11 protein-coding genes and 1 pseudogene are annotated in these 13421 nt (G+C 69.3%); 10 read left to right on the forward strand and 2 right to left on the reverse strand.

Annotated elements, in window-relative coordinates:
* Positions 1-97: 97 nt before the first annotated feature.
* Together QM569_RS00330 and QM569_RS00335 are read left to right on the forward strand one after the other, a co-directional pair.
* Positions 98-1093: a tripartite tricarboxylate transporter substrate-binding protein gene (locus QM569_RS00330; protein ID WP_414985222.1), complete on the forward strand. Its 996-nt coding sequence runs from the start codon at positions 98-100 to the stop codon at positions 1091-1093.
* Positions 1093-2442 carry a sulfatase gene (locus tag QM569_RS00335; protein WP_414985223.1) on the forward strand — a complete coding sequence of 450 codons (1350 nt, stop codon included), beginning with the start codon at positions 1093-1095 and terminating at the stop codon, positions 2440-2442. Before QM569_RS00330 ends, QM569_RS00335 begins: the two co-directional genes overlap by 1 nt.
* Positions 2443-2460: 18 nt before the next feature.
* Here the strand turns inward: QM569_RS00335 and QM569_RS00340 are convergent, their stop codons facing one another.
* Positions 2461-3123, reverse strand: a complete 663-nt coding sequence (locus tag QM569_RS00340; RefSeq protein ID WP_414985224.1) for a GntR family transcriptional regulator — start codon at positions 3121-3123, stop codon at positions 2461-2463.
* Between the two features lie 169 nt (positions 3124-3292).
* Between QM569_RS00340 and QM569_RS00345 the strand changes: the two genes are divergently transcribed.
* From QM569_RS00345 to proC, 8 genes are all read left to right on the forward strand, one after another.
* Complete coding sequence (locus tag QM569_RS00345) at positions 3293-4414, forward strand: ABC transporter substrate-binding protein (protein ID WP_414985225.1); 1122 nt, start codon at positions 3293-3295, stop codon at positions 4412-4414.
* 109 nt (positions 4415-4523) lie between these two features.
* Entirely contained in the window at positions 4524-5417 is an 894-nt protein-coding gene (locus QM569_RS00350; RefSeq protein ID WP_414985226.1) for a branched-chain amino acid ABC transporter permease, read from the forward strand.
* On the forward strand, positions 5410-6297 hold the full coding sequence (locus tag QM569_RS00355) for a branched-chain amino acid ABC transporter permease (RefSeq protein ID WP_414985227.1): 888 nt from the start codon (positions 5410-5412) through the stop codon (positions 6295-6297). Before QM569_RS00350 ends, QM569_RS00355 begins: the two co-directional genes overlap by 8 nt.
* On the forward strand, positions 6294-7085 hold the full coding sequence (locus tag QM569_RS00360; protein WP_414985228.1) for an ABC transporter ATP-binding protein: 792 nt from the start codon (positions 6294-6296) through the stop codon (positions 7083-7085). Before QM569_RS00355 ends, QM569_RS00360 begins: the two co-directional genes overlap by 4 nt.
* On the forward strand, positions 7082-7801 hold the full coding sequence (locus QM569_RS00365) for an ABC transporter ATP-binding protein (RefSeq protein WP_414985229.1): 720 nt from the start codon (positions 7082-7084) through the stop codon (positions 7799-7801). Before QM569_RS00360 ends, QM569_RS00365 begins: the two co-directional genes overlap by 4 nt.
* 28 nt (positions 7802-7829) lie before the next feature.
* Entirely contained in the window at positions 7830-9461 is a 1632-nt protein-coding gene (locus QM569_RS00370) for a methyl-accepting chemotaxis protein (protein WP_414985230.1), read from the forward strand.
* Positions 9462-9587: 126 nt separating this feature from the next.
* Positions 9588-10727, forward strand: coding sequence for an ABC transporter substrate-binding protein (locus QM569_RS00375; RefSeq protein WP_414985231.1), 1140 nt, complete (start codon positions 9588-9590; stop codon positions 10725-10727).
* 28 nt (positions 10728-10755) lie between these two features.
* A complete protein-coding gene (gene proC, locus QM569_RS00380) occupies positions 10756-11595 on the forward strand; it encodes a pyrroline-5-carboxylate reductase (protein ID WP_414985232.1) in 840 nt (279 codons plus the stop codon).
* Between the two features lie 65 nt (positions 11596-11660).
* On the opposite strand, the pseudogene QM569_RS00385 reads toward proC, so the two are convergent.
* Positions 11661-13411 (reverse strand): annotated as a pseudogene (locus QM569_RS00385) (methyl-accepting chemotaxis protein).
* Between the last annotated feature and the right edge of the window lie 10 nt (positions 13412-13421).

Below are 13421 nucleotides of genomic sequence, written 5' to 3' on the forward strand. Positions count from 1 at the left end.
CCAGGCGCATATCGATATGCGGTTTTATCGCTTCGTGCGGACGGGGTGGCCTTCCAGAATCGGTCGCATCACCCCGTCACAAAAAGAGCACGCACGCATGAACCCACCCCCCATTTCCCGCCGCTCCCTGCTGGGAGCGGCCAGCGCCGCCGCACTGTGGGCCGCAGCACCGCCAGCCGGGGCGCAACAGGCGGTGCCCGAGTCGGCGCGCATCATCGTGGGCTTTGGCGCGGGCGGCAACATCGACATCCTGGCCCGCCTGATCGCCGAGCAGGTGGGGCCGCTGCTGGGGCCCCGGCACCACATCCGGGTGGAGAACAGGCCCGGCGGCGGCGGGCAGATCGCGGCCCAGCAGCTCCTGGCCGCGCCCGCCGATGGCAGCACCTACCTGATCGCCCCGCTCATCACGCCCGTGCTGTCGCAGCTGGTGTACGACAAGCCCGGCTACGACCCCAAGGTGGACTTCACGCCCGTCGGCCTGGTGGCCCACTTCCAGTTCGCGCTGGCCGTGCCCGCCAGCCACCCGGCGCGCGATGCCAGGGAGCTGATCGCCTGGTTCAAGGCCCATCCGGACAAGGCCAACTTCGGCTCGCCCGCAGCGGGCAGCCTGCCGCACTTTTTTGGCCTGCTGCTGGGCGAGGCGGCAGACGTGGAGATCGTCCACGTCGCCTACAAGGGCGGCCCGGCGCTGCTGGCCGACCTGGGCGGCGGCCAGCTCAGTTCTGCCGTGTCCACCGTGTCGGAGCTGCTGCCGCTGCACAGGCAGGGCAGGATCCGCATCATCTCCACCTTTGGCCCGCAGCGCGCCACCGAACTGCCGCAGGTGCCCACGCTGGCGCAGCAGGGCTATGCCCAGGCCACCGGCAGCGGCTGGTTCAGCCTGTGGGCGCGCGCGGGCACGCCGCCCGCCGCCGTGGCCGCCTTCAATCGCGCCCTGAACACCGTGCTGGCCAGCCCCGCCGCCAAGGCCAAGCTGGCCGAGCTGGCGCTGGAGCCCGATCCGCGCACGCCACAGTACCTGGAGCAGCTGCGCGTGGCGGAGATCGAGAAGTGGCGCTCCGTCATCGCCGCGTCCGGCTTCAGGGCAGGCTGATGACGCAGCGCGAGCAACCCAACATCCTGTTCATCCTGGCCGACGACCTCGGCTGGGCGGACCTGGGCGTCTATGGCGCGACCGACTTCGCCACGCCACACCTGGACCGGCTGGCCGCGCAGGGCGCGCGCTTCACGCAGGCATATGCCAATTCCGCCGTGTGTTCGGCCACGCGTTTCGCACTGATCACCGGGCGCTACCAGTACCGGCTGCGCGGCGGGCTGGAAGAGCCCATTGCGGGCAGCAACACCCAGGGCCTGGGCCTGCCGCCCGAGCACCCCACCCTGCCCTCGCTGCTGCGCGATGCGGGCTACGACACGGCGCTGATCGGCAAGTGGCACCTGGGCCACCCGCCCGCGTACGGGCCGCTCCAAAGCGGCTACGACCGCTTCTTTGGCAACCTCGGCGGCGTGGTGGACTATTTCACCCACAAGCCCGGCGTGGGTGAACACGTGCCGCGCGACCTCTGGGAGGGCGATCTGCCCGTGGAGCGCACCGGCTACTACACCCACGTGCTGGCGGACGAGGCCGAAGCCTACGTGCGCGGGCGGCAGGGCAGCCAGCGGCCCTTCTTCCTGTCGCTGCACTTCACCGCGCCGCACTGGCCCTGGGAAGGGCCGGGCGACGAAGCCGTGTCCCGCGAACTGAAGGACTTGTTCCACTACGACGGCGGCAGCCTGCGCAAGTACGGCGAGATCGTCGAGGCCCTGGACGCCGCCGTGGGCCGGGTGCTGGCCGCGCTGGACGCCACCGGGCAGGCCGACGACACCATCGTCGTCTTCACCAGCGACAACGGCGGGGAGCGCTTTTCCAAGACCTGGCCCTTCACCGGCCAGAAGACCGAGCTGCTCGAAGGCGGCCTGCGCGTGCCCACGCTGCTGCGCTGGAGCGCCCGCATCCGCCCGCACGTGCAAACCCAGGTCACCATCACCGCCGACTGGCTGCCCACGCTGCTGGCCGCCGCAGGCGGCGCGCCCCACCCCGGCTACCCGAGCGACGGCGAAAACATCCTGCCCGTGCTGGAGGGCCATGCGCCCGCGCACCCGCGCACGCTGTACTGGCGCTACAAGGCCCAGTCCCAGCGCGCCGTGCGCGACGGCGACTGGAAGTACCTGCAGATCAACGACAACGAGTTCCTGTTCGACGTGGCAGTGGACGCCCGCGAGCGCGCCAACCTGCGCGACAGGCACCCCGATGTGTTCACCCGCCTGCGCCTGCAGTGGGAACAATGGAACGAGGGCTTCCTGCCCATCACCGACGAGGTGTTCACCCACGGGCTGACGCCCGACGTGCAGGCCGACCGCTACGTGCCCCACAGCCTGGCGCGCAAGCGCCCATCCGGGGCGTAGCTGCAAAAAAGAGCGGGGTCAGGCCGCAGCCCGCTCCTGCGCATGCAGCCGCTCGCGCTCGGTGGCAAGCAGCTCCTTGCGCGTGTGGTCGATGTGCTCGCGCAGCAGATCCACCACCCGCTCCACGTCGCGCTGGCGGCAGGCGTCCAGCAGCGCGTAGTGGTCCTGCATGGGGCGGTCCAGCCCCGTGGCCTCGGACATGGCGACGTGCGTATAGCGGTCGGTGTTGAGGCAGAACTCCTCGATCAGCTGCCGCAGCCGCGCGTTGTTGGCGGGCGCGGACAGCGCCAGGTGGAACTGGCGGTTGTACTCGGCCCAGTCTTCCAGCACGTCCGACGCAGCGTAGGCCGCCAGGATCTTCTCCATCGCGTCGAAGTCGCGCTGCACCATGTTGGGGACGGCCAGCCGCGCCGCGTGGCATTCCAGCGCGATGCGGATGTCCAGCAGCTCGCACAGCTGCGCCACGCTCATGCCCGCCACCACGGCGCGGCGGTTGGGCTGGTGGATGACCAGGCCCTCGGCCTCCAGTTGGCGCAGCGCCTCGCGCACGGGGATGCGGCTGGCGTTGAAGCGCTCGGCCAGCGCGTCCTGGCGCAGCTCGTGGCCGGCCTGCAGTGCGCCACTCAGGATGTCCTGGCGCAAGACTTCGCGTATCGTATGGTGCAGGGCGCGGGGCTTCATGCCCTATATTGGATCAGATTCGCGCGACAATGGATCAAATCCACGCTTCGGGTTAACCCTGGATTGCCATTTTGAATCCGTTTTCGTACATTTGTATCCAATTCGCTCTGGTATGGATATTGCGAATGCCCTGGCAACCCTTTTTTTCCACCCACTCTCAGGAGTTCACATGCCTCGTTTGACCCGCCGCCAAATCTCCACCGCCGCAGCGCTCGCGCTGGGCCTTGCCGCCGCGCTGCCTGCCGCCCATGCGCAGGAAACCATCAACATGGGCGCCGTGCTGTCGCTCACGGGCGCCAACGCCACCGTGGGCGAGGACGTGCGCCGCGCCGTCGCGCTGGCCGTGGACAAGGTGAACGCCGACGGCGGCGTGCTGGGCAAGAAGTTCAACGTCATCATCGAGGACTCGGGCGGCAACGCCACGACCGCGCTGAACGCCGCGCGCAAGCTGGTGAGCGTGGACAAGGTGCCCGTGGTGATCGGCGAATACTCCTCCGGCATCACGCTGCCCATGGCGCAGTACCTGGTGAAGGAAGGCGTGACGCACATCAACATCGCCAGCACCAGCGTGAAGGTCCGCGACCTGGGCGCCAGCTCGTTCAACCTGATCGGCCTGGAGGACAAGGGCAACCAGTTCTCGTCCAAGGACGTGTGGGACCTGGGCTACCGCAACGTGGCGATGATCGCCCCGAACAACGCCTACGGCCAGGGCGTGGTGCATGGCTTCAAGACGGAATTCGAAAAGCTCGGCGGCAAGATCATTGCCGAGGCGCTGTACACCGCCGGCCAGTCCACCTACCGCCGCGAGCTGCAGCAGCTCTCGCGCAGCAACCCCGACGCCTACATCTACACCGCCTATGGCCAGGAATCGGCCGTGATCAACCGCGAAGCGGTGGAGCTGGGCCTGCGTGACAAGCCCTTCTACGCGATCCTGATCTCCATGAGCCTGTCGGACACCGCGCCCGAGATCGCCAAGGGCCAGCTCGGCATGGAAGTGGGCAGCGTCTATGGCGATGCCGGCAAGGCGTACACCGCCGCCTTCACCGCCAAGTACAAGGAAGGCATGAAGACCTCGTACACCGGCTACGCCTACGACGCCGTGCTGATGACCGCCGCCGCCATGAACAAGGCCAAGTCCACCGACACCGCTGCCGTGCAGGCCGCGCTCAAGGAAATCGGCAAGGGCGGCTACGTGGGCGTGACCGGCCCCATCGTGTTCGACAACGACCGCCAGCGCATCAACCCGCCCTACGCCAAGCTCAAGTTCGACGGCAAAGTGGTTCCCCGTTAATCGGCCAGACATCGCCGCCTGAGCGGCGATTTCAAGCCAAATCGGCTTCCAGCGCTTATCCACTAAGCGCTGGAAGCTCTTGTTTTCATAGCATCCTTTTCCGCCCGCCATGCTCCAACTGCTCTTCGACACGCTCTTGCGTGCCTCGGATCTCGCGCTCGTCGCGCTGGGCCTGAGCACCGTCTATGGACTGGTCAAGTTCCCCAACATCGCGCACGTCCAGTACGCCATGCTGGGCGCCTACGCCACCTACGCCTTCTTCTCCATGGGCCTGCCGCTGCCCGTGGCCATCGCCATCGCCTGCGTGCTCACGGGCCTGCTCACGCTGGTGCTGCACCTCTTGGTGTTCCGCCGCCTGCTGCGCTCGGGGCCTGCCATCACCATGATCGGCTCGCTGGCCGTGGCCATGCTGGTCGTGGCCTTCGCGCAGGGCTTCGCGGGCTCGTTCCCGCGCATGTTCAACCTGCCCATGACCGAGCCCGTCATCGTCGGCGGCGTGCGCCTGTCGCACACGCAGATCTACGCCATGGCGACCACGGCCGTGCTGCTGGTGCTGTTCACGCTGCTGCTGTTCTTCACGCGCACGGGCCGCGCCATGCGGGCGCTGTCCACCAACCCGGCGCTGGCCGCCGCGTCGGGCCTGAATGCCGAGGGCATCACGCGCCTGGTCAACTTCGCCAGCGGCGCCATCGCCGGGCTGGGCGGCAGCGTGCTGGCCCTGTCCACCGGCGCGCACATCAACCTGGGGCACGACCTGCTGCTGCCGGTGTTCGCCGCCGCCATCCTGGGGGGCCTCGGCAACCCGCTGGGCGCCGTGCTGGGCGCGCTGCTCATCGCGCTGACCGAGACGCTGGTGACCAACATCAACTTCGGCCCGCTGCTGGGCAAGCCCATGGCCTTCCTGCCGGTGTCGTACATCAGCGCGGGTTCGTTCCTGGTGCTGCTGCTGGCCCTGCTCTTCAAGCCCTACGGCCTGTTCGATCGGGAGGTGCGCCGTGTTTGATTTCTTTGTCGCCACCCTCACCGTCGCGGGCATCTATGGCCTGATGGCGCTGGGTCTCAACCTGCAGGCGGGCGTCTCCGGCCTGCTCAACTTCGGCCACATCGCGTTCGCGGGCATCGGCGCCTACGGCACGGGCATCGCCATCCAGGCGGGCTGGTCGCCCGTCGCGGGCGCGGCCTGCGGCGTGCTGGTCGCCGTGCTGCTGGGCTGGTGCATCGCGCGCCTGGGCCGCCAGCTCGCGTCGGACTACTGGGGCATCGCCACGCTGGCGATTGCCGAAATCCTGCGCACCGTCGCCACCAACGAGGACTGGCTGACCGGCGGCGCCAACGGCATCGCGGGCATCCCTTCGCTGTTCGACAGCCTGGGCCGCCCCTGGAGCGCCCTGGCCTTCCTGGCCGTGGTGCTGGTGGTGCTGGCGGGCTTTGCGCTGCTGGCGCGCCGCCTGGCGAACGGTCGCTTCGGCCGCGCGCTGCGCCTGATGCGCGAGGAGCCGCAACTGGCCGTGTGCATGGGCTACGACCTGCGCCAGCTCAAGTCGCACGCCATCATGACCGGCGCGGCGGTGACGGCGCTGGGCGGCTCGCTCTACGCGCACTACATGAGCTTCGCCGGGCCGGACTACATGATCGCGGCGGAAACCTTCCTGCTGTGGACGATGCTGATGATCGGCGGCCTAGGCAACACCGCAGGCGTGCTCGTCGGCGTGCTGCTGGTGCAGGCGGCCTATGCGCTCGTGCCGTTCGCCAAGGACTATTTCCACTTCAGTTCCGACCTCGCGGGCGCCATCCGCCTGGGCCTGATCGGCGCCATCCTGCTGGCCTGCCTGCTGTGGCGCAGCGAGGGCCTCGTCCCCGAAAAGCTGAGGAAGATTCCATGACCCAACAAGCATTCCTCGACGTTCAGTCCGTCGCCAAGGCGTTTGGCGGCAACCAGGTGCTGGAAGACGTGAGCGTGCAGATCGCCCCCGGCGAGATCGTGGGCCTGCTGGGCCCCAACGGCTCGGGCAAGAGCACGCTGCTCAACGTCATCACCGGCTTCACGCAGGCCGACAAGGGCAGCGTGCATTTCGACGGCCAGCGCATCGACCGCCTGCCCGCGCACCGCATCGTGCAGACGGGCATGGCGCGCACCTTCCAACTGCCGTCCATGCCCACCAAGATGTCGGTGATGGAAGTGGCCATGGCCGCCGCCACCGCGCACCACGGGGTGCTCGACACGCTGCTGGGCACCGGCGGCGCGCGCGCCACGGAACAGGCCGCGCGCGACAAAGCGGAGCACCTGCTCAAAGAGCTGCTGCTGACGCCCGTGCGCGACCTGCCCGCATCCGCCATCTCGGGCGGACAGAAGAAGCTGCTGGGCATCGTCTGCGCGCTGATGGCCGAGCCGCGCATGCTGCTGCTCGACGAACCCACGGCCGGCGTGCACCCCAACCTGCGCCGCGACATCGTGGCCGCGCTGCAGCGCCTGAACGCCCAGGGCATGACCCTGGTGATCGTGGAGCATGACATGCACTTCATCCGCGACGTGTGCACGCGCTGCGTGGTGCTCGACCGCGGCCACATCGTGGCGAGCTGCCGCCCCGACGAACTCGCGAGCAACGAACGGGTCTTGCAAGCCTACCTGGGCTCCGCAGGCGCCAAACCCCTGGAAGCGACAACATCGTGATCGACATCGACAACGTGGTAGCCGGCTACACGGCTGAAATCGACATCCTGCGCGGCATGACGCTCAACGTGCAGAAGGCCGAAATCGTCACCCTGCTCGGCCCCAACGGCTGCGGCAAGAGCACGCTGCTCAAGACCATCGCGGGCTTTCTGCTGCCGCGCGGCGGGCACGTCAAATTGCGCGGCGAGGACGTTTCGCAGATCCCCGTGCACCGCAAGATCCGCCACTGCGGCCTGGGCTTCGTGCCGCAGACCGAGAACGTGTTCAGCGCCCTGACCATCCGCGAGAACCTGCAGGTCGGCGGCCATTACATGGACAAGGCCGACTGCGCCAGGCGCATGGACGAGCTGTGCACGCTCTACCCCATCCTGCGCAAGAAGTTCGACGCGCGCGCCGCGTCCATGTCGGGCGGCGAGCGGCAGATCCTGGCGCTGGCCCGCGCGCTGATGCCGCGCCCCGAAATCCTGCTGCTCGACGAGCCCTCGGCGGGCCTGTCGCCCAAGGTGCTGCACGAGGTGTTCGACGCCATCGTCCACGTGCGCGACCAGGAGCGCGTGACCATCCTCATGGTGGAGCAGAACGCGATGGAGGCGCTGCGCATCTCCGACCGCGCCTACGTGCTCTCCATGGGCGCGGTGGCGCTCACGGGCCGGGCACAAGAACTGCTTCAGGACGAGAAAGTGCGCGAGCTGTACCTGGGCGGCCGCGCGCACTGACCTGCCCAACCCGAGAAACGGCCCCACCATGCGCGCCCTGCTCGCCCGCTTCCCCATCAAGGCCCAGTTGCTGGCGCTCGTCGGTGTGCTGGGGGTGCTGCTCGTCGCGCTGGGCGGCTTCGGTCTGCATGCCTTGCAGCACAGCAACACCACGCTGCAGTCGCTGGTGTCGGGGCGCCTCGCGCCCATGCAGCAGCTGGCCGAGGTGACGCACGCGCTGGACCTGGGCCGCTACGGCGTGGTGTCGGCCATTGCCGACCCCACGGACATCGACCGCGACCTGGCCACGCTGGAGCGCGTGCTCAAGCAAGGCGCCACCGCCTGGAAAGCCTATGAAGCCGGCGACCTGAGCCCGAAAGAGCGGGAGCTGGCCGACCGCTTCGCCAAGGAATACCAGCGCTTCGCCGCCGAGGGCGTGCAGCCCGCCGTGGAGGCGCTGCGCTCGGTGAACCTGCCCGGCGCGACCGAGCTGTACGGCCAGACCCTGGTGCCGCTGTACCAGCCCGCCCGCGCCACGCTGGACGCGCTGATGCAGGAGCAGCGCGCCGCAGGCGAGGCGCTGTACGCCGAGTCGCAGGACGCCTACGCGCACAACCGCCTGCTCACGGCGGCGGTCATCGGCGGCGGCCTGGCGCTGGCGCTGGTGCTGGGCGTGCTGCTGGCCCGCGCCATCGCCCGCCCACTGACCCTGGCCGTGCGCATCGCCGAGGGCGTGGCGGGCGGCGACCTGACCCAGCGCATCGAAGTCAACAGCGCGGGCGAAACGGGCCAGTTGCTCGCCGCCCTGCGCAGCATGAATGCCAGCCTGCAACACATCGTGCGCGACGTGCGCGGCGGCTCGGACGAGATTGCCGACGCTGCGGCGCGCATCGCGCAGGGCAACGCCAACCTGGCCGAGCAGACCGCCGCCCAGGCCCAGGCGCTGGAAGAAACCACGCAGGCCCTGCACGCCATTGCGCAGCAGGTGCAGGGCAACGCCAGCCACGCCCAGCAGGCGCGCGCCCAGGCCCAGTCGGCCAGCGGCGTGGCGCACGACTGCGGTGCAGTGGTGGCGCAGGTGGTGCAGACCATGGGCTCCATCCAGGACGCGTCGCGCCGCATGGCCGAGATCATCGGCGTGATCGACGCCATTGCCTTCCAGACCAACATCCTCGCGCTGAACGCCGCCGTCGAGGCCGCGCGCGCAGGCGAGCAGGGGCGGGGCTTTGCCGTGGTGGCCGCCGAGGTGCGCAGCCTCGCAGGCCGCTCGGCCCAGGCCGCCAAGGAGATCAAGGCGCTGATCGACGACTCCAGCAGCCGCGTCGAAGGCGGCCACCGCCTCGTCACCCAGGCAGGCGACACCATGCGCGACGTGGTGCAGCGCGTGGGCGAGGTGGTGGGCAGCGTGGACGCCATCGCCCAGGCCAGCCATGCCCAAAGCGAGGGCGTGGCCCAGGTACACGCCGCCGTGGCGCAGATGGAAGGCAGCACGCGCGACACCGCCCTGCTGGTGGAGCAGGCCAGCAGCGCCGCCGACGCGCTGCGCGGCCAGACGCAGGCGCTGGCGCACACCGTGCGCCGCTTCGTGATCGACGATGCCGACGGCACTGCCGCGCAGCCCGCAGCCCTGCTGCTGGAGGGCGACAAGGCGGTCGATTCATCCCGTGGCGACCCCGCCTGAAGCACCGGCGCAACACAGGCATGAACGATTGTGAATAGATTCCGACCGGAAAAAAACGCGGCGACAATGTTGACGCATTGCAACACCCGGCATTGATATCCCGCTCATTCCACAAGGATTCACACCATGCGCATGCTTCTCCCCCGCCTTGCCGCCTGCCTGACCCTCGCCCTCGGCGCCATGAATGCGGGCGCGCAGGCCACGTCGTCCGCAGCCCAGCAGCCCATCGTGCTGGGCACCACCGCGCCGTTCAGCGGGGCGTTCGCCGAGTACGGCGAGGAATACCGCAAGGGCGCCGATGCCTGCCTGGCGCCCATCAATGCCGCAGGGGGTGTGCGCGGTCGGCCCATCCGCATCGCCTACCTGGACGACGGCTATGACGCCAAGCGCGCCGTGGCCAACGTGCGCGAGCTGGCCGGCCAGGGCGTGGCCGCCTTCGTGAACGTGGTGGGCACCGGCGTCATGCTGGCCGTGCAGCCCGTGCTGGAAGAAATCAAGACGCCGCTGATCGGCACCTCCAGCGGCGCCGACGCGCTGCGCACGCCCGAGGGCAGCAGCCCCTGGGTGGTGCATACCAAAGCCAGCAACGGCGACGAGTTCGCAGGCTTCGCGCGCATCCTGCCCACCATCGGCATGACGCGCGTGGTGCTGGTGGTGCAGGACAACGCCTTCGGCAAGGCGGGCCTGGAGAGCGCCCGCAAGGCTTTCGACAAGCCCGGCCAGCCCGCCACCGTGATTCAGATGGGCACCGACGCGGCCGGCATGACCACCGCCATCGCCAACGTGCGCAAGGCCGAGCCGCACGTGGTGGTGCTGATCGCCGCAGGCGCTGCTGCGCCCGAATTCATCGCCAAGTACCGCGACGCCGCAGGCCCTGCCGCGCGCGTGGCCGTGCTCAACGTGGTGGGCGGGCGCCTGCTGACCGACCGGCTCAAGGAGCAGGTGTCCGGCATCATGACCTCCATGCTCTACCCCAGCCCCTGGACCGGCGCGCGCCGCGCCGCCCGCGAATACCAGGCCGCCATGTCGCAGGCCAAGCAGGAACCGTCGCTGCTCAGTATGGAAGGCTGCCTGAACCTGCGCTTTGCCGTGGCCGCGCTGCGCGCCGCCGACGAACCCACGCCCGCAGGCGTGCGCCGCGCGCTCGACAAGGGCGTGACGCTGGACCTGGGCGACTTCGCCCTGCGCCTGGCGCCCGGCTCGCGCACTGCATCCACCTACATGACGCTGGGCGTCTATCGCGCCAACGGTCGCGTCACCGAATAGACCCACTCACGACAACCCTCTGTTTTCTATGCCCGCCACGACTGCCTCCACCTCCTCCCATCCCGTCATCGCCTTCATCGGCGGGGGCAACATGGCCAGCGCCATCATCGGCGGCCTGGTCGGCCAGGGCCACCCGGCCCAGCAGTTCGAGGTGGTCGAGCCGTGGGACGAGGCCCGCGCGGCGCTGCGCCAGCGCTTCGGCATCGAGGCGCAGGCGGCGCCCGGCCCGCAACTGGCGCGCGCCGAGCTGGTGGTCTGGGCCGTCAAGCCCCAGACCTTCAAGGACGCGGCCCTGGCCGCCGCCGCCCACACCGGCCACGCCCTGCACCTGAGCGTGGCGGCGGGCATCACCAGCGACAGCATTGCGCGCTGGCTGGGCAACGGCCGCATCGTGCGCGCCATGCCCAACACGCCCGCGCTGGTGGGCAAGGGCATGACCGGCCTGTTCGCGCGGCCCGAGGTGAGTGCCGAAGGCCGCGCCCTGGTGGAGCGCGTGATCGCCACCACCGGCCAGTCGTTGTGGGTGAGCAGCGAGGACAAGCTCGACGCCGTGACCGCGCTGTCGGGCTCCGGCCCGGCCTACGTGTTTCTGTTCCTCGAGGCCATGGTGCAGGCGGGCACGGACATGGGCCTCACGCCCGCGCAGGCGCACCAGCTCGCGGTGGCGACCTTCCAGGGCGCGTCCGAACTGGCCGCGCGCTCCGACGAGCCGCCCGAGGTGCTGCGCCAGCGCGTGACCAGCAAGGGCGGCACCACGCACGCCGCCATCACCCATATGCAAGCCTGCCAGGTGCCCGAGCACTTCGTCGCCGCGATGCGCCAGGCAGAGAAACGGGCGAAGGAACTGGCCGCAGAGTTCGGCGGCTGACCGCCAAACGCTCCTGATTTGATAGCTTCCAGCGCTTATTGGATAAGCGCTAGAGGCCAATTTGGCTAGAAACTTTCCCAGTCGTCCTCAGATGAGGACGATGTTGCCGGGGATGTGCTCGCCGACGCCGTCGGCTTGCTGGCGGCGGCGGGAGCAGGCGCAGCGATGGCACGGCGAGCAGCGGCTACCGGCTTGGGCGCAGGCTTGGCGGCGGCCCGGGGCGCAGCAGCCGGGCGCGGGGCCGTCACAGCCGGTGCGGGCGCCACTGCGGTTTCGCCGCCCGCCAGCTTGAACACTGCCACCGTGCTCACCAGCGCCTGGGCCTGGTGGCTCAGGCTGCCAGCGGCAGCGGCCATTTCCTCGACCAGCGCGGCGTTCTGCTGCGTCACCTGGTCCATCTGCACGATGGCCTCGCCCACCTGGCTCACGCCCTGGCTCTGCTCGCTGCTGGCGGCGCTGATCTCGCCCATGATGTCCGTCACGCGGCGGATGGCGCCCACCACTTCAGCCATCGTGGCGCCCGCCTTGTCCACCTGCGCCGTGCCCTGCTCCACGCGCTCCACGCTGGCGGTGATCAGGCCCTTGTCTCCTTGGCCGCCTCGGCGCTGCGCTGGGCCAGGTTGCGCACCTCGCCCGCCACCACGGCAAAGCCCCGGCCCTGCTCGCCCGCGCGTGCGGCTTCCACAGCCGCGTTCAGCGCCAGGATGTTGGTCTGGAAGGCGATGCCGTCGATCACGCCGATGATGTCGGCGATCTTGCGGCTGCTGTCGTTGATGCCCTTCATGGTCTCGACGACCTCGCTGACCACCTCGCCGCCCTGGGTGGCCACAGTAGATGCGCTCATCGCCAGCTGGTTGGCCTGGCGCGCGTTGTCGGCGTTCTGCTTGACGGTGGAGCTGAGCTGCTCCATCGACGCTGCCGTCTGCTCCAGCGCGCTGGCCTGCTCCTCGGTGCGGCTGGACAGGTCGTGGTTGCCCGCCGCGATCTGCGCGCTGGCCGATGCCACGCCCTGGGCGTTGCCGCGCACCGCGCTCACGGTGTTGACCAGGCCCTGCTGCATGCGCTGCAGGGCGCCGAGCAACTGGCCCATTTCGTCCCGGGACGTGACCTCGACGCGGGCGCTCAGGTCGCCCTGGGCCACACGGTCGGCCACCTCGACGGCGCGCGCCAGGGGGCGTGTGATGGAGCGGATGAGGGCAATCGCCAGGAACACGGCCAGGATGATGGCCACCACGCCGCAGATGACCACGTCGCGCCGCAGCGCACTGCCGGCGGCCTCGGCCTTGTCACCCGACTGCTCGGTGACCTCGACCTGGTTCTGCACCAGTTCGCGCAGGGCCTCCTCATACACCAGTTGCGCGGGGCGCAGGCTCGACTCCAGCAGTGCCACGGCTTCGTCGCGCTGGCCCTTGCCCATGAGGTCCAGGTACTGGTTGCCCTGGTTCAGAAATTCCGTGCGCCGCTGCTGGACGCGCGCAAAAAGCTGCTTGCCCTTTTCGGACTGGATGAGCTTCTCCAGCGTCTGCATCTGCACCACCAGGTTCGCGCGCGCGGCGGCGATCTTCTCGCGCGCGGACTTTTGCATGTCCTCCTGCGCAAACAGCGCCAGGTTGCGGAACTGGATCGCCTGCTCCTTGGCCCCGTCCGCCGTCACGGCCAGCGCCTGGGTGATGGGAATGCGGTAGTCCAGCACGTCGTGCATGGCCTCCGCCTGATTGGATGCGCGGCTCAACGCCACGCCGCCCAGTGCTATCAACAGCAATACCAAAACGACAAATGCGGCGATGAGCCGCGTCGAGATCTTCAGGTTGTTCATACAGTGTTTC

The sequence above is a fragment of the Acidovorax sp. genome, assembly GCF_047607405.1.
In the GTDB taxonomy this organism is placed as follows: Bacteria; Pseudomonadota; Gammaproteobacteria; order Burkholderiales; family Burkholderiaceae_C; genus Acidovorax.